Raw genomic sequence first — 19,512 nt, forward strand, 5'->3', positions numbered from 1 at the left:
GACCGACCAGCTCAGGCACGCTGCCCGTGAGTACGTCCGATGACCGCGGTGCTCACCGCGGACGCGGTGACCAAACAGTTCGCCAAGGGTGATGCCGCGACGGTGGCGCTGCGCGAGTTCAGCGTCGGCATCGAGGAAGGCAGTTTCGTCACGGTGCTCGGCCGCAGCGGCTGCGGCAAGTCCACCCTGCTGAACATGCTCGCCGGGCTCACCACGCCCACCACCGGCGAAGTCCGCTACCGGGACCGCAGACTCGACGGGCCCGACACCGACATCGGGTACCTCACCCAGCACGACACGCTGATGCCGTGGCGGGACGTGCGGCGCAACGTCGAAATGCCGCTGGAGATCGCCGGCGTCCCGGCGAAGGAACGCGCCCGCGTGGCCGCGGATCTGATCGGCCGCGTCGGGCTGTCGGGGTTCGAAGCCCATTACCCGCGCGAGCTCTCCGGCGGCATGCGACGCCGGACCAGCCTCGCCAGAATGCTCGCCGCCGAGCCCGAAACCCTGCTGATGGACGAGCCGTTCGGCGCGCTCGACGCCCAGCTGCGCACCGAGCTGCAGGCGGAGCTGCTGCGGCTGTGGCAGGGCACCGGCCAGACGGTCGTGTTCGTGACCCACGACATCGAGGAAGCGTTGCTGCTCGGCGACCGCGTGGTCGTGCTCGGCAAGCTCGGCCGGGTGCTGCTGGACCGCGAAATCGCGCTGAAACGGCCGCGCGACGCCGACGACCTGCGCGTCGATCCCGAGTTCGTCGCGCTGCACCGCGAACTTTCCGCGGCACTCAAGGAGGACCGATGACCCTTACCGCGACCGGTCCTGTCCGGGTTGCCCTCGATCGCACCTGGTGGCAGCGCCACGGCAGGACCACCACCGTGTGGGCGTTGCGGATCGCGCTGCTGGTGGTGATCCTCGTGCTCTGGCAGGTGGCCGCCGACCGCTGGATCGACAGCACGTTCACCAGCAAGCCCACCGACATCGTCGGGCGGCTCGGCGAATGGAGCGCCGACGGTACATTGTGGACGAACACGTGGATCACCGTGCAGGAGATCGTCTACGGCTTCCTGATCGGCGCCGCGGCCGGTGCGATCGCCGGGTTCGTGCTCGCTTCGCTGAACCTGATCTACCGGGTGCTGGACCCGTTCGTGCTGGCGCTGTACTCGATCCCGAAGGTCGCGCTGGCCCCGCTGTTCATCGTCTGGTTCGGCATCGGCATGCACATGAAGGTGCTGCTCGCCGCCGTCACGGTGTTCTTCCTGGTCTTCCTCAACACCTCCGCCGGGGTGCGCGAGGTCGACCGCGGGCTGATCGACGCCGTGCGGCTGATGGGCGGGAGTCGCTGGGACATCGCACGGAAAGTGGTGCTGCCCGCGTCGATGACGGGCGTGCTGACCGGGCTCAAGGTCTCCATTCCGTACGCGCTGATCGGCGCCGTGATCGGGGAACTCGTCGCGTCGAACCGCGGGCTCGGTTACCTGATCAACGACGCCGCTTCGCAGTTCGACACCGCCGGAGTGTTCGCCACGCTCGTCGTGCTGAGCGTGATCGCCGCGGTGCTGAACGTCTTCGTCAGCCTCATCGGGCGCCGGGCCAACCGCTGGAAGCCGCTCGATGACTGACCGGCGGACGTTCCTGAAAGCGCTTTCCGCAACCCCGCTGCTGCTCGCCGCCGGTTGTGCCACGCGCGAGTCGACCACTCCGCCCGGCGTGCTCAACGTCGGCCAGATCAGCGATTCGGTGGCGTTCCTCCCGTTGTTCATCGCGGAGAAACAGGGCTATTTCACGCAGGAAGGCGTGACGCTCGGCGAGCGCCCGCGGCTGGGCACCGGCGCGAAGGTGGCGGCCGCGCTGAAATCCGGCAGCATCGACCTCGGCGCCGGGGTGATCACGGACGCGTTCAACCTGGCCAAAATCGACAACGGCACGCGCATCACCACGAGCCTCGTCACCGAGTACTACGTGGACATCGTGGTGCCGCCGTCGTTCCCGGAACCGGAGTCGCTGGAGCAGAAGGTCACCGCGCTGCTGGGCCGCAACATCGGCATCACCGGCCCCGGCAGCGGCACCGAAGCGCTGGTGGACTACCTGTTCACCAGTATCGGCCGTAACGCGGCGACGGACGCGACGCTGGTGAACCTCGGCAGCGCGACCACCTCCGCCATCGGCGCGCTCAAGACGAAACGGGTGGACGCGCTGGCGTTCTTCCAGCCGATCGCGCAGCAGGCGGCCGCCGCGGGGGTGGGCCGGACGTTCATCTCGCCCGCGCGCGGCGACGTGCCGAGCCTGCGCGGCGCACTGCACGGGGTCGTGTTCAGCACGCAGAAGCTGTTGAACCGCAAGAAGAACGAGCTCGCCGGCTTCCAGCGGGCGATCGCGCGGGCGCTGGCGGACATCCACGGGGACCAGGCGAAGGTGCGCTCCCTGCTCGGCCAGTACCTGAAGGGCACGGACGGGAAGGCGCTGGACGCGCTGATCCCGATCCTGCGCCAGGAAGTGCCCGCGAGCCCGGACGTCCAGCGGGCCGCGTACGACACCGCGCGGTCGTTCCACCTGACCAGCGGGCTGGTGAAGAAAGCCCCCGAATACCAAGGAGTCCTGTACGGCCAGACCGCCACCTAGGAGCTCTTGCCCTCGACGGTCTGCAGCACCCTGCCCAGCAGTTCGGCGAGTTCGGCGCGTTCGGTGTCCGACAGGTCGTCGAGCGCGTTGAGCTCGGCCCGCAGTTGGCGGGGGAGCAGGTCGTCGATCAGGGCCACGCCCTTGTCGGTCAGCCGGACCTGCACCACCCGCCGGTCCCTGGCGCTCGCCGCGCGGGACACCAGGCCCATTTTGGTGAGCCGGTCGAGCCGCTTGGTGATCGCCGCGCCGGAGGACAGCATCTCCCGGCTGATCTGGCCCGGGTTGAGCACCCCGTTGCGGCGCAGCGCGCTGAGCACGTCGAACTCCGCGCGGTTGAGCTCGTGCCCGGCCAGCAGGTCGTCGGTGTCGCGCCGGATCAGCGACGCGAGCCGCAGTACCCGGCCCACCACCGCCATCGCGGAGGTGTCCACCTCGGGGCGCACCTCCCCCCACTGCCGCCGCACCCTGTCGATGAAATCACTCACCGGACCGCTCCTTCGCGCCGAATCTTTCGTTAGTATTTTACTTGTGAAACATCTGGACCGTCATGACCTTCGCCGTGCGCTCGCCACCCGCGGCTGGTGGCGGCTGCGTCCGGTGACGGGACCCGTCGGGCTGACGGCGTTGCGTGCCATGACCGGGGCGAACATAGTCCTGGCCGTGGTCGTGCTCGCGGGGCACGCCGAGTTGGCCGCCGCCGCGGCGTTCGGCGGCATGACGGCGGTGCACGCCCGGTTCGAGCCCTACCCGATGCGGGCCCGGCTGCTGACGGTGATCGGCGGCGGGATCGTGCTGTGCGTGGCGCTCGGGAGCGTCGCTTCGGCGGCGCACTGGGGCGCGGTCCCGGTGGTGGTCCTGGTCGCTTTCGTTGCCGCGGCGGGAAAACTGCTGACCGACGTGATCCGCTCCGGGCCGCCCGGTGGGCTGATCTTCGTCTTCGCCGTCGCGACCACTTCGGTGCTGCCCGTGAGCTGCGGCCAGGCCGGGGCGCAGGTCCTCGTCACGGCCGCCGGTGCGCTCGTCGCTTGGCTCGTCGCGCACGCCGGCTGGTTGTTCAAGCGCGCGAAGCAGGAGAGCCGGACAGCTTGGCGCGAAGGGCTGCGCGCCGCTTTCCACCTGCCTTCGGACGAACTCCCGCGCGCGGCCAAGGTCGGCGCCGGGGTGCTGATCGCGGGCCTGCTCGCGCACTTCCTCGGCCTCGGCCACCCGTACTGGACGATGATCGCCGCGGCCGCCGTACTGCAGTCCACGCACCTGCAGCACACCGTGCACCGCACCGTCCAGCGCGTGCTCGGCACGGTGGCCGGTGTCGTGATCGGCGGGCTGCTGCTGGCCGCGGACCTGCCGACGGCGGCGAAGCTCGCCTGCATCGTGATCGCCCTGCTGTGCGCGGAGTTCACGGTGGTGCGCAACTACGCCGTGGCGATGCTCTTCGTGACCCCGCTGACCCTGCTGCTGGGCTCGCTGCTGAACCAGGGCACCGCGCTCGGCGCGGCCTCCGACCGGCTGATCGACACCGCGCTCGGCGCGGCGATCGGACTGGTCGCCGCGATGGTCCGGCCGGGGCGCGGGTACCACCTCGCGCCGGTCACTTAGCGCGCCGGGCCACCCAGGCGGCCGCCTGCGTCCGCCGTTGCATGCCCAGTTTCGCGAGTACCGAGGTGACGTAGTTCTTCACCGTTTTCTCCGCGAGGAACAGCCTTTCGGCGATCTCGCGGTTGGACAGCCCATCCCCGATCAGCTCCAGCACGCTGCGTTCGCGTTCGGTGAGCTGGGCCAGTTCGTCATGCTCCGCGGGGTTGCGCAGTTTGTGGAGTACGTGCGCCGTCGTGACCGGGTCGAGCAGCGAACGGCCGGCGGCGACCTCGCGCACCGCGTTCACGACGTCCTGCCCGCGCACCTGCTTCAGCAGGTACCCCGCGGCGCCGGCCATGATCGCGCCGACCATCGCCTCCTCGTCGTCGAAGGCCGTCAGCACGAGGCACTGCGGCGGGTTCGGCGCCGCGCGGAGCTCGCGGCAGAGCGAAACGCCGTCGCCCTCGCCGAGCCGCACGTCCACCACCGCGACGTCCGGCTCCACGTGCATGGCCACGGCGAGCGCCTCCTCGGCGCTGCTCGCCTCGGCCACCACCTCGATGTCCGGCTCGTCGCCGAGCAGTTCCTTCAGGCCACGGCGCACCACTTCGTGATCGTCGACGAGCAGTACTTCGATGGCCATACTCCGAGATTACGTCGTCTTCTCCCAGATCTTCCTGGAGGCGGCTTCGGGGTCGGCCGCCACAGAAACCGGGCTGTCCCAGATCCGGGTCAGGCTCTCCCCGGCGCGGAACTCCGGCCAGCCGGGATCGCCCGTGGCGGCGAAGGAAAGCCACGCCTTGCGGATCTCCGCGGACAGGTACTCGGCCTCCTGCGGGATCGGGTCGCCGAGTACCAGCGCCGCCATCGGGCCCTCGAAGTTGCCGAAGGTCAACGGCACGTCCAGGCCGTGGCAGGCGCCCAGCGCGCCGCCCAGCGACGGGGTCGGCCAGGTCAGCTCGTAGCAGAAGCTGTGGCCCGCATGCTTTTCCGCGCACCAGACCGTCGGCATCCGGAAGATCGCGTCGGAGGAGATCAGCACGTGCAGGTCGCCGTCGGACAGCTCCGGGTACGCGGCGCGGTAGTCCTGCACGGAAACCCCGTAGCGGGCGGCGGTTTCGGCCGGGTCCTTCGTGGTCAGGTCCTCGTTCAGGGCGAAGAGCCGGTACTCGTCGCGGGTGAACCCGGCGATCAGGTCGACCTCCGCGCGCAGGCCCTTCCACGGGTTGCCGCGCACCAGATCGCCGTCGATCACCGGGCCGTACGGCGTGATCTCACCCGGAGCGCGCTGCACGCGGTGGATCTCCTCCGACGGCAGCCGGGCGAAGCCCTCGATGGTGGCGGGCACGCCCAGCTCCCCGGCGATCCGTTCGCTGGTCCGGCGTGCGCGTGACTCGGGCAGGAAACCGCCCGCGATGCTCTGCCCGATCGCCCGGCGGAACAGCCCGCGCCCCGCGTAGCAGGCTGTCAATGCCGCGACCGACGTGCCGCCGGCGGACTCGCCGAAGATCGTGACGTTGTCCGGATCCCCGCCGAACTGCGCGATGTTCTCCCGCACCCAGCGCAACGCGGCGAGCTGGTCGAGGAAGGCGCGGTTCTGCGGGGCGTCCGGCAGCCAGCCGAAACCTTCGAAGCCGACGCGGTAGTTCAGCGTGACCACCACCGCGCCGTCCCGGGCCAGGACGGCGCCGTCGTACTCGGGTTCGCTCGCCGTGCCGATCAGGAACGCGCCGCCGTAGATCCACACCAGCACCGGCAGCCCGGAGGTGCTCGGATCGGGCGTCCACACGTTCACCGTCAGGCATTCGGTGTTGTTCCACGGCTGCCACGGCGAAGGCAGGCCGGGCATCAGCGTGCCCTGCGGCGGGTCGGCGCTGAAGCGCACGGCACTTCGCACGCCGTCCCACGGCTCGGGCGGGGCAGGCGCCTGGAACCGCCTGATCCCGTCCAGCGGCGCCGCGTACGGAATGCCCTGGAAAGTGCTTACGCCGCCTGCTTCCCTGCCACGGACGGTGCCGGACGTGGTCTGCGCGATCGGGTCCACCGGACCACTGATACCAGAGCGGCGTTGGGTGGCGAAGATTTTCGCGCCAGGTTGGGCTATTCGCAGGCCACCCCGTTGTGGTCGCGATCGAGGCCGGGGCGGTATCCGGGCTGCCACAGGTACAACGGCGCCTTGCCCGCGGCGCGCACTTCTTCGCAGTCCTCGTAGTACGTGCGGTCCGGGCCCGGTTTGGTCGACGGCGGCCGGGTTGTCGTGGTCTGGGGCGGCGGCGGGGTCGAGCTCGACGGCTTCGGCGTGGTGGTCTTCGGGGTGGTCGTGGCGGGTTTCGTGCTGGTCACCGGTGTCGGGCCGGTGATCATGCCGTTGCAGGGCGCCGCCCACAGGCCGGCGTTCGCCGAGCGTGCGTCGTCTTCCGCGGTCTGCAACGCGTCGCTGTTCGCGTTGGCGACGTACTTCGCGTGCCCGGTTTTCAGCGCCTGGGTGGAAAAGTCGGTGCCGTCGGCGAGCGTGACGAAGGCGAGGGTGGGTTCTTCCGCGTTTGCCAGCTGGACGGTTACTTGTTTCCCGCCGAGGAACTGCGTTGCCCATTCCTCGGTTTCGGTGGCATAGCAGTTGCCGGCCGCCGGTGTTTCGATTCCCGCCGCCTGCACGCTTTTGGTCACCCCGGCCGGATCCGTGAGGTACACCGTCTCCCCGTCGACCACGCTCGTGACGGTGTACGTCGGTGGCTTCACGGCGCTCGAACTGGGCTTGTCCGTGGTGGCCTGTGCCGCGTTGTCGGATTTCGCCGGCGCCCTGCCGAACACCGCCCCGAGTACGAAGAGCACGCCGAACACCCCCAGGGTGATCTTCATCCACCGCGGCAGGCGGCGGCGGGAAGCTGCGGGCATCGACGGTTTCCTGACTGCAGGGGTGCGTTTCCTTACTCGTTCGAAGTGGTCGAGTCGTTACGTTTTCCGTGCCACCCGCGATTGATCCGGCGATGAAACCCGTAACGGATCTCCGGTTGTCCGCGAGCGGCGCTTTCCCGGCGCACACGACGGAGTTCACCGCGCTGGAGTTGACCACCACCGCGTTGCGCCCCGGGCACGTGGTCGAGCTGGGCGCGGTGCGGCTGCGCGCGGACGGCACGGTGCTGGACGAGTTCTCGACGCTGGTGAACCCGGGCTGGAACGTGGACGCCGGGCCGGTGCACGTCCACGGCCTCACCCGCCGCGACCTCGACTCCGCGCCCGCGTTCGGCGAGGCGCTCGGCGAGCTGGCCGACCTGTGCCGGGGCACCGTGCTCGCGATGCACAACCTGCCGTTCCAGCAAGAGTTCCTGCTCGCCGAGCTGGCCAAGGCGGGCGTGCAGCTGCCAGCGCTGCCCGGGGTTTGCACCGCCGCTGCGGCCGGCGAAGCGTTGCGGCTGCCGAACTACCAGCTCGCCACCGTCGCCGCCGCGCTCGGCATCGGCGACTACCCGAGGCACCTGGCGCTGGCGAAGGCGCGGACCTGCGCCTGCGTGGTGGCGTCGCTGATCACGACGCACGGGTTCGCGCTCACCGCCGACCCGCGGCCGCCGGAGCTGCCGAAGATCGCCACCGGGCTGCGCGTGATCAATCGGCCGGAGACGCCGCCCGAGGAACCCGGCTGGCTGAGCGAAGCGCTGCCGAGGTTGCCGGTGACGGACGGGCAACCGGCGCTGCTGGCGTATCACGAGCTGCTCGCCGTCGCGGTCACCGACCAGGACCTGTCGCCGGACGAAGCCCGTGAGCTGGGGGCACTGGCGGGCGAGGCGGGAATCCCGGTCCGCCAGACCCACCTGGACTTCGTCGCCGCCCTGCGCCAGGTGGCCGAGGACGACGGCGTGATCACCGCCGTCGAGGCGCGTGAGCTGAGCCGTATCGCGAACGCGCTGGCCGTTCCCGAGGCTGTATACAACCTGCGTACAGGCGCTAGAACGCAGACACCGGCACGAGTCCTGGTCCTCGGCGACACGGTGGAGGCGGACGGCCTGCGCGCGGCGGTGCTGGCGGCCGGGATCCAGCTCGCGAAACGGCTCACCCCGGCCGTTTCCCACCTGGCGGTCGCCGACGACGTACCCCGCAGCGAACCGCGTCTGGCCAGGGCGCGGGACCTCGGCATCGCGGTGCTCGACGTGCGTTCGGCGTGGACCGTGCTCGGGCTCGTGAACCCGGCGCCCACGGTGGTGCGGGTCGCGGCGAGCGCACCGCCGCCGTTGCCCGGTCCGGTGGGGCGAGGGCAGTTGTGGGCGTCCCGTGTCCTGATGATCGCCGGTGTCCTCGTCATGGCTTTCGCGCTCGTCGCCCTTTTCGGCGGAGCGCCTTTCGTTGCAGGCCTGTTCCTCGGCGCTTTCGGCGTGGCGGCCCTGCTCGGCGGTTGGTACCTGAGCGAGCCCGCGGCGCCTTAGGCGGCGGCGAACTCGCGGGGGCGCTGGATCAGGTCGTCGAGCTTCACGGGGTCCGAGTACGCGCCCCTCCGGCCGTCCTCCATCCGTGGCTGTCGGTCGGATGAGGTATCACTGTGGGTATGTCGCCGATCCCCGAGCTACAGCAACGGCAGATCGATCGATGGTGTGAACGGCGCGTACCGGCCCACAAGCGTGACGAGTTCCGCGTCCAGTCCCGCTGGCGCGGCCGCATGGTGACGCTCGTCGAGAAACGGACCGAATGGTCGGACGTGCCCGCCCCCGGCGACTTGACCGAACACGCGTTCGCGCAGCTCAGGTACGGGATCGACGGCATGTGGACGCTCTACTACTGGTCGGCGGACCAGAGTCGCTGGCGCAAGTATCCGGAGAGCCTGCGCAAGAACTCGCCCGTCCCGCTGCTCGCGGACATCGACAGCAGCGCGGACAAGCGGTACTTCGAGAGCTGGCTCGAAGCTCACTGAACGTGCCCGGTTTCCCCGAGAATTCGACGCTCCTGGGTGACGGTGCCACTCCTTGGGGTCCGGCAGGATAGTGCCCGTGACCTCGGCCCCCGATCTCCGCGCCTATCTGCGCACTCTCGACGCCGAGACACTGGCCGAGTTAATCCTGGCGGAGGCCGATCGTGACGCACGGTTACGGCAGGAGCTGGAGCTCCGAGCCCGCGCGCACGGCAAGGTCGGCCCGGTGCTGGACACCGTGGCGCGGCTGCTCGACTCGGGCACGCAGGCCGATCTCACCCCGCTCGCCCGCCGCATGGTCGACGGGCTCGACGGCGCGTCCAGCACGGAGCTCCGCCGGGCGCTCGCTCTCTACGCGCGGGCCTGTGCCGCGCACCCGCCGGACCCGGTCCGGCTCGCCGACTGGATTCTCGGCGTCGCCTTCAACCGTCCCGACTGGCCGCTGATCGAGCTGGCCGAGTTCGCCGACGCGCTCGGCGAGGCTGGTCTCGCCCACCTTCGGTCCATTGTGGACAGAGTGCGGACGGAGCGGGCCGGACCGCGGCGCGAGGTCGCCCGCTCGCTGGCCGAACAGCTCGCGGAGATCACGGGCGACGCCGAAACCCTGCTCGCGATACTGGCCACGAAACCGCCGACGCCCGAGGTCAACCTCCGCATCATCCGCACGCTGCGAGCGGCGGGACGGCACGGCGAGGCGATCGCATACGCGGCGCGTACGAGGGTCCACGCCGAGCGGCCGCGCACGGGGGTGCTGGCGCTCCGGCGCGCCGAGTTCCGCCGGAATCCTTGTCCGGCAAGCTATTCGTCGCTGCGAACGGCTGCCGAGCAAGCTGGCGTCTGGCCGGCCGAGCGGGCTTCCGCGCTCGAGGCGCTCGCGGGGCGCGAGCCGGGCGAGGTGATCCCGGTGCACAGGCTGTACGTCGAGGAGCTGATCGAGCAGAAGGATTCGACCTGCTACCGCGAGGCCGCGCTCGCGTTGCGGCAGCTGCGCGTGCTGCACCGCGACGCGGAGACGCCGGGCGAATTCACCGAGTACCTCGCCGAGCTGGTCGAGAAGCACAAACGCAAGACCCGCTTGCTCGTCGAGCTGCGCAACGCCCGCATCGCCCTGCCCCGGCGGCGTGCTGCCACGATAGGTGCATGAGTCCGGTCAGCCGCGGTCGCAAAAGCAAGAAGAAGAAACCCCAGTCCCTGGACTCCGAACTGCGCGCGGCTTTCGACGACGCACTCGCGGAGTACGAGGGCGTCACCGACGTGCTCGACGTCGAACTGCTCACCAGCGATCTGCTCGGTGAGTTCTGGTCCCCGCGCGACCCGGAGCGCAGCGCGCGCGAACTCCTGTTCCCGCTGCTCCGCTACGCCGCGAAGGACCAGAGCGCCGCGGGTTTCGCGTTGCTGCGCGCGGTCGCGGCGCTCGCCCCCACCGAAGAGCTGCGGGAACGGGCCCGCGAAACGGCGGAGCGGCAGTCCGCGCTCGGGATGCGGGAACCGTCCTGGGCGGCGGCGATCGAGGCCGTCGAGGTCACCGGGTGCGTCCGGCAGACCGACGTCTTCGGTGACCACGAGGTGCTCGTCTTCCGTTGCCGTCGCGGCGAAACCCGGCACGGCCTGGTCGCGGAGATCGACCTGCACGGCCTCGACGACGTCTACCTGACCGTCGAAGAGGACAAGATCATCAACGAGCTCGAGAAGGACGAGGGCGAGTTCCTCAGCTGCGGCGAGATCCCGTTGGCCGAAGCGCGCGGGATCCTCGAAGCGGCGATGGCGGTGAACGACAACCTCGCCGAGGCCGAGCCCGACGAGGACGACGATCCGCTCCCCGAAGCCCGCGCCTACGTCCTCGCGCGCCTGCGCGCCATGCCGCCCGCCGAATCTGTCGTGTCGGAAGAGGCCGACGTCGACGGCGTCGTGCAGGAGTTTTTCGCCGCGGGCAAGGACATCCCGGACAATGAGGACAGCCGGTACTTCGCCGCCGCGCTCGTCGAACTCGGGTACGCGCTCGACGAGCGGCGGCCCCTGCGCGCGAGTCCCGGACGCGTCGAGGCGTACCTCGCGGACCTGCTGGTAGAAGGCGAGATCGACGAATCGGCGCTGGATTCGTTGCGTGCCGTCGTGCTCGGGTGGGCGCGGTGGCGCGGCGCGGAGGAGGGCCTGCCCACCGCTGCCGCCGAGCTGCTGCTGGAGGAGGCCGAGGCGATGCTCGCCGCCGTCGCGGAGGAACTGGCGTACGCCGGACCGCGATAGGCCAAGATGTGCCGGTGACCGATCTTCGGGGCTACCTGCGTTCGCTGGACGCCGAGACGCTCGCCGAGCTGTTGCACGAGCAGGCCGAGCGCGATCCCGAACTGTTCGGCCGTCTCCAGCTGCGGGCCACCGCCTCGGGCAACGAGCTGTCCGAGAGTTCCGGTGAGGCCGCGAAGATCGGTGCGGTGCTGGACACCGTGGCGCGGCTGCTCGATTCGGGCACCCAGGCCGACGTCGCGCCGCTGGCCCGGCGCACGGTCGACCGGATCGCCGAAGCCCTGCGGCACGGGGACGATTCCTCGGGCGCGGCAGGAGCCGAGCTGCGGCGGGCGATCAAGCTGTACGCGCGCGCCTGCGCCGGGCACCCGCCGCAGCCCGAACAGCTGGCCGACTGGATAGTCGGCGTCGTCTTCGGCGGGGCGGAGATCGAGCTCGCCGACTTCGTCAAGGCGTTGGGGGACAACGGACTTCGCCGGATCAAGTCCACTGTGGACGAAGTGCTGGCGGAGCCGGGAACGGAAGCGCGGCGGCGCGCGGCCGAGCGGCTCGACGAACAGGTCGCGGAGATCACCGGTGACGTCGACGCCCTCCTCGCGATCCTTTCGCGACAGCCGCCGCGGCTCGACGTCAGCCTGAAGATCGTCCGCGTGCTCCGCGCCGCCGGCCGTACGACGGAGGCGGTCGCGCATGCGGCCAGGGCCCTGAGCCAGGAGAAAAGTCAGCCGCCGGATGACGGCACCACGGAAGACGGGGCCACGGAGGGTGAGGCCACCGCGGACGAGGTCATCCGCGCGCTCATCGCCGAGGACCGGCCGGAGGAGGCGTGGGAGGCAGCGCGACGGCTCGGCACCGATCCGACCGAAATACTCGTTGTATACAAAGCGTATATCGAGGACCTCATCGGACTGAAGGACGCCGTCCACTACGAACAGGCTGCGAAAGCGTTGCGCAAGCTCCGCACGCTGCATCGCAGGGCGGGCCTGGCGGCGGAGTTCGCCCCCTACCTGGCCGAACTCGTGCGCACCCACCGGCGGAAGACCCGGCTGCTCACGGAAATCTCGGCCGCGCGGATCGCTCTGCCAAAGGTGTGATCACGGGTCCCCGCGCGTGCTGCCCCCGGAGGGCGGTGCGAATATGTGCTTCATGACCGAGCTTTCCCAGCACGAGCCCGAAGACGACACCGAGAGCGTGAACGGATTGCTCGAGGAGGTCCTCCGCGAGTTCGCGGCGCTGGAGCCGGACGCCGATCCACTGCGTGTCGAGCTCGTCACCTCCGAGATACTCGGCGAGTGGTGGGAGGCCGGTGACGACCTCGCCGCCGAGCTCATCGAGTTCGCCTCCGCCGCGCCCGAGCCGGAGCGCCTGGTCGGCCCGCTGGCCGCCCTGCGCACGCTGGCCACCACGGAGGAGCAGCGGGAGGCCGCGGGCCTGGCGCTGGAGAAGCTGGGGCTGCCGGAGCCCGACTGGGCGGGCAGGCTCAACCAGGTGGCTGCCGGCGAGTGCTGGCGCACCGCCGATGTCTACGGCGACGAGACGTCCGTGCTGTGCGTGTTCGGCGAAGGGGAGCAGTCCCACGGGCTGCTCGTGTCGATCGGGTACGCGGTGTTCGGCGGCTGGGTCGACGAGGCGGTCATCGTCGAGTCGCCCGAAGAGGTCGTGGCCGAGATGCACTCGCAGGCCAGCGAGGGCGGTGACCTGGTCACGGTCGAGGCGATCACCCCAGGGCGCGCGCACCAGCTGCTCGCCGATGCCTTCGTGGGCACCGAGCTGCAGAGCGAGCCCGAGGTCACCGACGACTACGTGCGCTTCCGTGCGCTGGCGATGGCGCGCACCCGGGCGCTGCCGCAGGCGGAGCGGGTGGACGAGCCCAAGATCATGACCACCGAGGACCAGGCCGAGGCGATCGACGAGTTCTTCCGCGCCTCGCCCGACCTGGTGGACAACGAGGCCGCACGGGTGTGCGCGCTGCGCATCATCGAGTTCGGCTGCGAGCACGACCCGCGCCGTCCGCTGCGCGTCGGCCCGGACAAGCTGGCGTCCTTTGTGGACTTCGTGGACGACGGCGCGATCGAGCTGACCGAGGAGCAGGACGAGGCGCTGGAAGCGGTGCTGCCGGCGTGGGCGCGCTGGGGTGCCCGGCGCGACGGCCTGCCCGAGGACGCGGTCGAGCCGCTGCTGGAAGCGGTCGAGGACAGGCTCTACGAGCGGGCGCTGGAGACCGAGTCCACTGTGGACTCCTATCTGGACGGTTTCGACGGCCTGGACGAAGAGGGCGTCGCGGAACTGCTGGAGCGCCGCCAGTTCGCCGTGCCTTCGGTGTACACCGAGATCGCGGACGAAGAGGTGGAACTCGACCCGGCGGACCCGGAACAGCGCCGGCTGCTGGTCATCGGGGAGCACCCCGACTTCCAGGCCTCACTCGCCGAGGACGACCTCGACGAAGAGGCGTTCCTTACCGTCGCCGCGCACACCACGGTCGTCGACCAGCTGTGGGACAACGAGCCCGCCGAGGTCTGGCAGGCGGCCCAGCGGCTGCTCGCCAAGGGAATGCCGCGCACCGAAATCCTCGACGAACTGGCCGCCACCCTGGAAGCCAGGCTGGAAACCGACGACGGCGACGGCCTCGAGTTCGACATCGATGACTACGTGCAGGCCCTGGACGAGCTGAACTGACGCTATGGGGTTCCCGTCCCTTCGGGGGCGGGAGCCTGCTGCCTGCGGTCGGCGAGTGCGTCGTCGAAGTCCACGACGAAGGCGCCGGCCGCCATGGCCACCAGCACCACGATTCCGAGCAAAGCCCCGACCCAAGTGAAGACGATCTCGACCATCGGTGGCCTCCTCCCTGGTCAGGTTGTATTTCCTAGTCACCAGGGTGCGGTCGCGGCCGGGCAACCGGTATCGGCCAACCGGTTACCGCCGCGTAGCCGCCATCAGCCGATCGGCCGAGCCTGCCGCCTACGCCCCGCGCAGGGCGCCGCGACCGGCTCAGCCCGGCAGGGCCGTTCGCAGTAGCGGGCTACAGCTTCCGCAGCCGGACGCGGTTGATGGAGTGATCCGAATCCTTGCGCAGCACCAGCGTCGCGCGGGGGCGGGTGGGGCGGATGTTGTCGATCAGGTTCGGCTCGTTGATGGTGCGCCACAGGTGCCGCGCCTCGTCGCGGGCCTCGTCGTCGGGCAGGCCGGCGAAGTGGTGGAAGTGCGAGGCGGGGTCGGCGAACGCGGTCTGCCGCAGCTTCAGGAACCGCTCGATGTACCAGTGCTCGATGTCCGCGGTGTGCGCGTCCACGTAGATCGAGAAGTCGAACAGGTCCGACACCGCGAGCTGCGGGCCGGGCTGCAGCACGTTGAGCCCCTCGATGATCAGGATGTCCGGATGCCGGACCACGTGCTCCTCGCCCGGCACGATGTCATACGCCAGGTGCGAGTACACCGGGGCCGCGACCTCTTCGGCACCGGACTTGACCTCGGTGACGAACCGCAGCAGGGCGCGCCGGTCGTAGCTTTCCGGGAAACCCTTGCGGTGCATGATGCCGCGCCGCTGCAGTTCGGCCTTGGGGTACAGGAACCCGTCGGTCGTCACGAGATCCACGCGCGGGTGGTCGGGCCAGCGGGCCAGCAGCGTGCGCAGCAGCCGCGCGGTGGTGGACTTGCCGACCGCCACGCTGCCCGCGATGCCGATGATGAACGGCACCTTGGTGCCCCGGCAGTCCTCGCCGAGGAAGGTGGTGGTGGCCTCGTACAGCCGCTGTCTCGCCGCGACCTGGAGGTTGATCAACCGGGACAACGGCAGATAGACCTCGGCCACCTCGGTCATGTCGACCTGTTCGCCGAGCCCGCGCAGTCGCAGCAGCTCCGCCGAGGTCAACGGCAGTGGTGTGCTTCGGCGCAGTTCCCGCCATTGCTCTCGGTGTAGCTCGACGTAGGGACTGAGCTCACGGACCCGTGGCATTCCCACACTCCTTGCCCGTCGCTGGGCTGACGTCGAATTTCCCGCGCGCTAACGCTCCCCTAACGGTAGGTCTTACCGGCGGTGAACGCGCTGTGACTTACTACACCCCGCTGGGGGACAATGCTTTGAACAGGCCGGATGCGCTCGCGAAGAGTGCCGCGTCACCGGCGGCCGAACACCTCTGCCCACGCGGCGGCGACCTGGCGGGCGCAGGTTTCCGGGCTGACGCCGCCGACGCCGGTGCCGAGGCCCGGCATGGCGATCGTGTCGACCACGCGGCGGAGTTCGACGCCGTGGTCCAGTTTCCCGTCGCGCCAGCGCAGGAACACCGCCCGCGCCGCGAGGTACGGGTGCACGGTGTCCTCGGGCAGCCGCTCGCCGGGCTCGCGCATCGTCGGGGCGCTGATCAGCCACGCCGGCGCGGGCTCGCCGGTGGGCACGACCACCGCTTCGCCGATCGGGAGTTCGCCGCCGTGCAAGGCGAGTACGGCACTGCGCACGTTCTGCTCGACGCCGGGGAACGCCCGCGCGTAGACGGCGTCTATCCCGCCGCGCATCCAGCCGTAGGAGTTCGCCGGGCTGACGATCGCGTCCGCGACCACGTCGAGTACCGAACCGTGATGCACCCGCACGGCACCGTCCACACTGTCCACAACGCCCTGCCAGGCGTTGGCGAGTGGTTCGTCGATGGCGCACAGCACAAGAGAAGGACTGTGCGGTGAGACCCGGTCTTCGGCCCCTGCTCGGGTGGCGTGCGTGCCCGATTCGGCGGTCACGCCTACACCATGCCAAAAAAAGGCACGCCATGTAACCGGCGGCCGGGCGCAACGCCTGAACAGACCAGCGTTTCGCTGAGTGCGTAACCTGACGACGTGGCAAGGATCGCATATTTCGGGCCCGAGGGAACGTTTACCGAGCAGGCAGCCCGAATTCTGGCCCCTGACGGGGAACTCGTCCCGTTCGAGACCATCCCGCAGGCGCTGGCCGCGGTGCGCGCGGGCACCACCGACGGAGCCTGCGTACCGGTCGAGAACTCGGTCGAAGGCGTGGTGCCCGCGACCCTCGACGGGCTCGCTGACAGGGAACCGTTGATTGCCTTCGCGGAGGCGCTGCTTCCGGTCCACTTCAGCGTGCTCACCAGGCCGGACACCGAGCAGATCCACACTGTGGCAAGCCATCCGCACGCGCTTGCGCAGGTTCGCCTGTGGCTGGAGGAACATCTGCCCGGCGCGCGCCCGGTCGCGTCTTCGTCCACCGCGGCCGCCGCGGTCGCGGTGCAGGCCGGAGAGTACGACGCGGCGGTCACCGCGCCGGTCGCCGCCGAGCACTACCCGCTCAAGGTGCTGGCCACCGAGGTCGCCGACGTCCGCGACGCGCGCACCCGGTTTTTGTTGGTACGCAAGCCAGAACACCCGTTGCCGGAGCCCACGGGCGCCGACCGCACCTCGGTGGTGGCGGCCGCGGCCAACCGCACCGGCGCGCTCGCCGAGCTGCTCACCGAGCTCGCGGTCCGCGGGATCAACCTGACCCGATTGGACGCCCGGCCCTCCAAGGGGAATTTCGGGGAGTACCGGTTCTTCTTCGATTTCGAGGGCCACGTTGCCGAACCGCGGATCGGGGACGCGCTGGCCGCTTTGCGCCGCCGTTGCCGCAATGTCCGCTTCCTCGGTTCGCATCCGCGTGCCGACGGGGTGCGCGCCACCATCGAGCCGCTCGCCGACAACCACGATTTCACCGACGCCGCCGCCTGGGTCGCCGCTGTCCGAAAAGGAGAGCTCGCGTGAAGCTGTACCTCATCCGGCACGCCGAGAGCGTCGCGAACACCCAGAAGATCCTCGACACCGCGCTGCCAGGCCCGCCGCTCACCGAGCTGGGGCACCAGCAGGCGCAAGCGCTTGCGGACAGGCTTTCGGCCGCGCGCATCACGGCTGTATACGCATCGTATGCAACGCGTGCGCAGCAGACGGCCGGCCCGCTCGCGGCCGCTCTGGCCACCACCGTGCAGGCCGTCGAGGGCGTGCAGGAAGTCGGCGTCGGCGACCTCGAAGGCCGCGGCGATCCGGCGGCGTTCAAGGCGTATGTCGAGACCGTGCGCCCGTGGACCCAGGGGGACCTGACCGTCGCGATGCCGGGCGGCGAAAGCGGCGAGCAGGTGCGGGCGCGGTTCACCACGGCGGTGGGTGAGTTGCGGACCAAGCACGAACCCGCGGACGCGGACGGCGCGATCGCGCTGGTGAGCCACGGCGGGGTGATCCGCCTCGGCGCGGAATGGCTCTGCGACAACGTTCGCCCGGAGCTGGCCGACCAGGGCCTGATCCCCAACACCGGCGTCGTCGAGCTGGAGACCGTGCCCGGCGCGGGCTGGCACTGCCTCAGCTGGGCCGGTCAGCGGATGTGAGAACAGGCCGCTGAGCACCGGTTGTTGTAGTTTCACCGTGTGTGGCCGGGGGTCGTAACGAATTTGCCAAGGCCACACAACCCGGCAGGTGGATCGCACGTCCTCCGGGTAGTGCTCAACCAGCACAGGGAGGCGAAACAGACATGGTGCGAGTGAGGATTTCCCAGGTCGGCCTGGTGGCCACCGCGGCAGCTCTCGCCGCCGCCGTCTCGGCGTGCGGGCAGGGCACGAACAACTCCGCACAGCCGCAGCCGACGACACCGAGCGCGACGAGCAGCACCACCGAGACGACGAGCCCGTCGCAGACGGCCACCTCGGCGCCGGCCGAGGTCACCCCGCCGTCCGCGTCCACGGGCGCGCAGAACGCGGGCAACAACCTCTGTAAAGCGTCTGACCTGCAGCTTTCCGTGGGCAACGGGGACGCCGCGGCGGGCACGGTCTACCGGCCGCTCGTCTTCACCAACGTCAGCAGCCACTCCTGCGTGATCCAGGGTTTCCCCGGCGTCTCGTACGTCGGTGGCTCGGACGGGCACCAGGTCGGCCCGGCGGCATTCCGCACCGGCGACAAGGGCGGGCCGATCACGCTCGCCAAAGGGGAGACGGCGCACGCGACCGTCGGCTTCGTGAACGTGCAGAACTACGACACGGTGACCTGCCAGCCGCAGCCGGTGCGCGGGCTGCGCGTGTACCCGCCGCAGGAGACCGCGTCGATGTACGTCGACTACCCGGGAACCGGGTGCGGGAGCGACAAGATCCCGGGCAACCAGCTCACCGTGAAGACCATCGAAAAGGGCTCGAGCGGCGACTGACTCAGACGCGGGCGCACAGCTCGTGCGCCCGCGCGAGGTGCGACTGGCCGGCGGGGTCGGCGAAGTTCAGGCTGATCACCATCCGGCTCACGCCGTCGAGATGATCCGCCAGCTGCTCATAGAGTGGGCTGCCTGCGGCGGCGGCCGCGGACAGGTCCCTTGCCGCGGTGATGTGCTGGATCACGCCGGGCGCGAGCGTGGCCTGGCTGACGTAGGCGTTCGGAAGTGGACCGGCCCGATCCAGTGACGCGCAGGCCGCGCGCGCGTCCTGGGCCGGCCCGTTGCCGCCGCCGGAGACAGTCCACAGCAGACCGATCACCACCGCCCCCACCGCGAACCCGGCGGCGCCCGCCAGCACCAGGGGACGGCGTCCACGCGCCGGCTCCGCGTCCTGCTCGCGTTCGAGCCGCATGGGATATTCCAGCACCTCGCGGGCCCGCCGAGCCAGCTTCGCGGCCGTGCCGTTACCTCTGGAAAGTGTTTTGTAAGTGGCGGAGCCGCTTGCGGTGGGCCGTGCGCTTGCACCGCCGGGGGTTCTGAGGTGGTCGCTGGCGAGGACAGCGCCGAAGTGGTGAATTGGCATTCATGATGAGGCGATCCCGGAGTCAGGGGCCGCCTCAGGTTCCCCTACCTGCACCGCTACGCAAACCACATTTGAAACAGTTCCTAGCCCCAGCCGAGTTCGTGGAGCCGGGCGTCGTCGATGCCGAAGTGGTGTGCGATCTCGTGCACGACGGTGATCAGGACTTCCTCGGTGACCTGCTCCTCGGTCTCGCAGATCGCCAGTATCGGGCGCCGGTAGATCGAAATCCGGTCCGGGAGCACCCCGCCGTAGTCGGACGTGCGGCGCGTCAGCGCGACGCCGTGGTACAGGCCGAGGATGCCCGGTGCCTCTTCGTTGTGGTCCTCGACCAGCACGACGACGTTGTCCATCGCCTCGGCGAACTCCGGCGGTACGGCGTCCAGCGCGTCGGCGACCAGTTCCTCGAACCGCGCCTCGGACATTTCTACGGCCATCGCG

General features: G+C 70.1%; 22 protein-coding genes. 13 read left to right on the forward strand and 9 right to left on the reverse strand.

From position 1 onward, the window contains the following. The first annotated feature begins 39 nt into the window (after window positions 1–39). From FPZ12_RS01050 to FPZ12_RS01060, 3 genes are read left to right on the forward strand one after another with little or no spacing between them, the layout of a single operon-like run. Window positions 40–801, forward strand: coding sequence for an ABC transporter ATP-binding protein (locus FPZ12_RS01050; RefSeq protein WP_144746304.1), 762 nt, complete (start codon window positions 40–42; stop codon window positions 799–801). Next, the gene (locus FPZ12_RS01055; RefSeq protein ID WP_144746306.1) at window positions 798–1,619 is read left to right on the forward strand and encodes an ABC transporter permease; all 822 of its coding nucleotides are present in this window, start codon (window positions 798–800) and stop codon (window positions 1,617–1,619) included. The genes FPZ12_RS01050 and FPZ12_RS01055 overlap by 4 nt, the downstream gene beginning before the upstream one ends. Continuing rightward, window positions 1,612–2,619, forward strand: coding sequence for an ABC transporter substrate-binding protein (locus tag FPZ12_RS01060; RefSeq protein ID WP_144746308.1), 1,008 nt, complete (start codon window positions 1,612–1,614; stop codon window positions 2,617–2,619). Before FPZ12_RS01055 ends, FPZ12_RS01060 begins: the two co-directional genes overlap by 8 nt. Here the strand turns inward: FPZ12_RS01060 and FPZ12_RS01065 are convergent. Beyond that, window positions 2,616–3,104 carry a MarR family winged helix-turn-helix transcriptional regulator gene (locus FPZ12_RS01065; protein WP_243769603.1) on the reverse strand — a complete coding sequence of 163 codons (489 nt, stop codon included), beginning with the start codon at window positions 3,102–3,104 and terminating at the stop codon, window positions 2,616–2,618. The genes FPZ12_RS01060 and FPZ12_RS01065 overlap by 4 nt on opposite strands. A gap of 43 nt (window positions 3,105–3,147) precedes the next feature. Here FPZ12_RS01065 and FPZ12_RS01070 point away from each other — a divergent pair, with 43 nt between their 5' ends. Next, window positions 3,148–4,215 (forward strand): FUSC family protein, encoded by a 1,068-nt coding sequence (locus FPZ12_RS01070; RefSeq protein WP_243769604.1) that lies wholly within the window; start codon window positions 3,148–3,150, stop codon window positions 4,213–4,215. Here the strand turns inward: FPZ12_RS01070 and FPZ12_RS01075 are convergent. The 3 genes from FPZ12_RS01075 to FPZ12_RS01085 are packed head-to-tail and all read right to left on the reverse strand — an operon-like array spanning window position 4,208 to window position 7,089. Further along, on the reverse strand, window positions 4,208–4,837 hold the full coding sequence (locus tag FPZ12_RS01075; RefSeq protein WP_144746312.1) for a response regulator: 630 nt from the start codon (window positions 4,835–4,837) through the stop codon (window positions 4,208–4,210). The two genes, FPZ12_RS01070 and FPZ12_RS01075, sit on opposite strands and share 8 nt — an antisense overlap. A 9-nt stretch (window positions 4,838–4,846) precedes the next feature. Continuing rightward, the gene (locus FPZ12_RS01080) at window positions 4,847–6,238 is read right to left on the reverse strand and encodes a carboxylesterase/lipase family protein (RefSeq protein ID WP_144746314.1); all 1,392 of its coding nucleotides are present in this window, start codon (window positions 6,236–6,238) and stop codon (window positions 4,847–4,849) included. A gap of 56 nt (window positions 6,239–6,294) precedes the next feature. Then, entirely contained in the window at window positions 6,295–7,089 is a 795-nt protein-coding gene (locus FPZ12_RS01085) for a thermonuclease family protein (RefSeq protein WP_144746470.1), read from the reverse strand. 92 nt (window positions 7,090–7,181) lie between these two features. On the opposite strand from FPZ12_RS01085, the gene FPZ12_RS01090 reads away from it, so the two are divergent. From FPZ12_RS01090 to FPZ12_RS01115, 6 genes are all read left to right on the forward strand, one after another. Continuing rightward, window positions 7,182–8,612, forward strand: coding sequence for an exonuclease domain-containing protein (locus FPZ12_RS01090; protein WP_144746316.1), 1,431 nt, complete (start codon window positions 7,182–7,184; stop codon window positions 8,610–8,612). A gap of 119 nt (window positions 8,613–8,731) precedes the next feature. Further along, window positions 8,732–9,094, forward strand: coding sequence for a DUF3024 domain-containing protein (locus tag FPZ12_RS01095; RefSeq protein ID WP_144746318.1), 363 nt, complete (start codon window positions 8,732–8,734; stop codon window positions 9,092–9,094). A 76-nt stretch (window positions 9,095–9,170) separates the two neighbouring features. After that, window positions 9,171–10,235, forward strand: a complete 1,065-nt coding sequence (locus FPZ12_RS01100) for a hypothetical protein (RefSeq protein ID WP_144746320.1) — start codon at window positions 9,171–9,173, stop codon at window positions 10,233–10,235. After that, complete coding sequence (locus FPZ12_RS01105) at window positions 10,232–11,335, forward strand: hypothetical protein (RefSeq protein WP_144746322.1); 1,104 nt, start codon at window positions 10,232–10,234, stop codon at window positions 11,333–11,335. Before FPZ12_RS01100 ends, FPZ12_RS01105 begins: the two co-directional genes overlap by 4 nt. Before the next feature lie 14 nt (window positions 11,336–11,349). Next, on the forward strand, window positions 11,350–12,426 hold the full coding sequence (locus tag FPZ12_RS01110) for a hypothetical protein (protein WP_243769605.1): 1,077 nt from the start codon (window positions 11,350–11,352) through the stop codon (window positions 12,424–12,426). 52 nt (window positions 12,427–12,478) lie between these two features. Further along, complete coding sequence (locus tag FPZ12_RS01115; RefSeq protein WP_144746324.1) at window positions 12,479–14,008, forward strand: hypothetical protein; 1,530 nt, start codon at window positions 12,479–12,481, stop codon at window positions 14,006–14,008. Between the two features lie 2 nt (window positions 14,009–14,010). Here FPZ12_RS01115 and FPZ12_RS45420 read toward each other — a convergent pair whose 3' ends face one another. The 3 genes from FPZ12_RS45420 to FPZ12_RS01125 all read right to left on the reverse strand — a co-directional run bounded on the left by FPZ12_RS45420 (window position 14,011) and on the right by FPZ12_RS01125 (window position 16,060). Further along, window positions 14,011–14,163, reverse strand: a complete 153-nt coding sequence (locus FPZ12_RS45420) for a hypothetical protein (protein WP_166462509.1) — start codon at window positions 14,161–14,163, stop codon at window positions 14,011–14,013. A 188-nt stretch (window positions 14,164–14,351) separates the two neighbouring features. Beyond that, a complete protein-coding gene (gene coaA, locus FPZ12_RS01120) occupies window positions 14,352–15,284 on the reverse strand; it encodes a type I pantothenate kinase (protein WP_144746326.1) in 933 nt (310 codons plus the stop codon). A gap of 161 nt (window positions 15,285–15,445) precedes the next feature. Further along, on the reverse strand, window positions 15,446–16,060 hold the full coding sequence (locus FPZ12_RS01125) for a macro domain-containing protein (protein WP_144746328.1): 615 nt from the start codon (window positions 16,058–16,060) through the stop codon (window positions 15,446–15,448). A gap of 96 nt (window positions 16,061–16,156) precedes the next feature. Here FPZ12_RS01125 and pheA point away from each other — a divergent pair, with 96 nt between their 5' ends. The 3 genes from pheA to FPZ12_RS01140 all read left to right on the forward strand — a co-directional run bounded on the left by pheA (window position 16,157) and on the right by FPZ12_RS01140 (window position 18,491). Next, entirely contained in the window at window positions 16,157–17,068 is a 912-nt protein-coding gene (gene pheA / locus FPZ12_RS01130; protein ID WP_144746330.1) for a prephenate dehydratase, read from the forward strand. Next, on the forward strand, window positions 17,065–17,682 hold the full coding sequence (locus FPZ12_RS01135) for a histidine phosphatase family protein (RefSeq protein ID WP_144746332.1): 618 nt from the start codon (window positions 17,065–17,067) through the stop codon (window positions 17,680–17,682). The genes pheA and FPZ12_RS01135 overlap by 4 nt, the downstream gene beginning before the upstream one ends. Before the next feature lie 143 nt (window positions 17,683–17,825). Further along, complete coding sequence (locus tag FPZ12_RS01140; protein WP_144746334.1) at window positions 17,826–18,491, forward strand: DUF4232 domain-containing protein; 666 nt, start codon at window positions 17,826–17,828, stop codon at window positions 18,489–18,491. Window position 18,492: 1 nt separating this feature from the next. Here the strand turns inward: FPZ12_RS01140 and FPZ12_RS01145 are convergent, their stop codons facing one another. Continuing rightward, window positions 18,493–18,903, reverse strand: coding sequence for a hypothetical protein (locus FPZ12_RS01145; RefSeq protein WP_144746336.1), 411 nt, complete (start codon window positions 18,901–18,903; stop codon window positions 18,493–18,495). A gap of 254 nt (window positions 18,904–19,157) precedes the next feature. Then, complete coding sequence (locus tag FPZ12_RS01150) at window positions 19,158–19,508, reverse strand: metallopeptidase family protein (RefSeq protein WP_144746338.1); 351 nt, start codon at window positions 19,506–19,508, stop codon at window positions 19,158–19,160. Window positions 19,509–19,512: the final 4 nt, after the last annotated feature.

The organism is Amycolatopsis acidicola, from assembly GCF_007713735.2.
Lineage (GTDB): Bacteria > Actinomycetota > Actinomycetes > Mycobacteriales > Pseudonocardiaceae > Amycolatopsis_E > Amycolatopsis_E acidicola.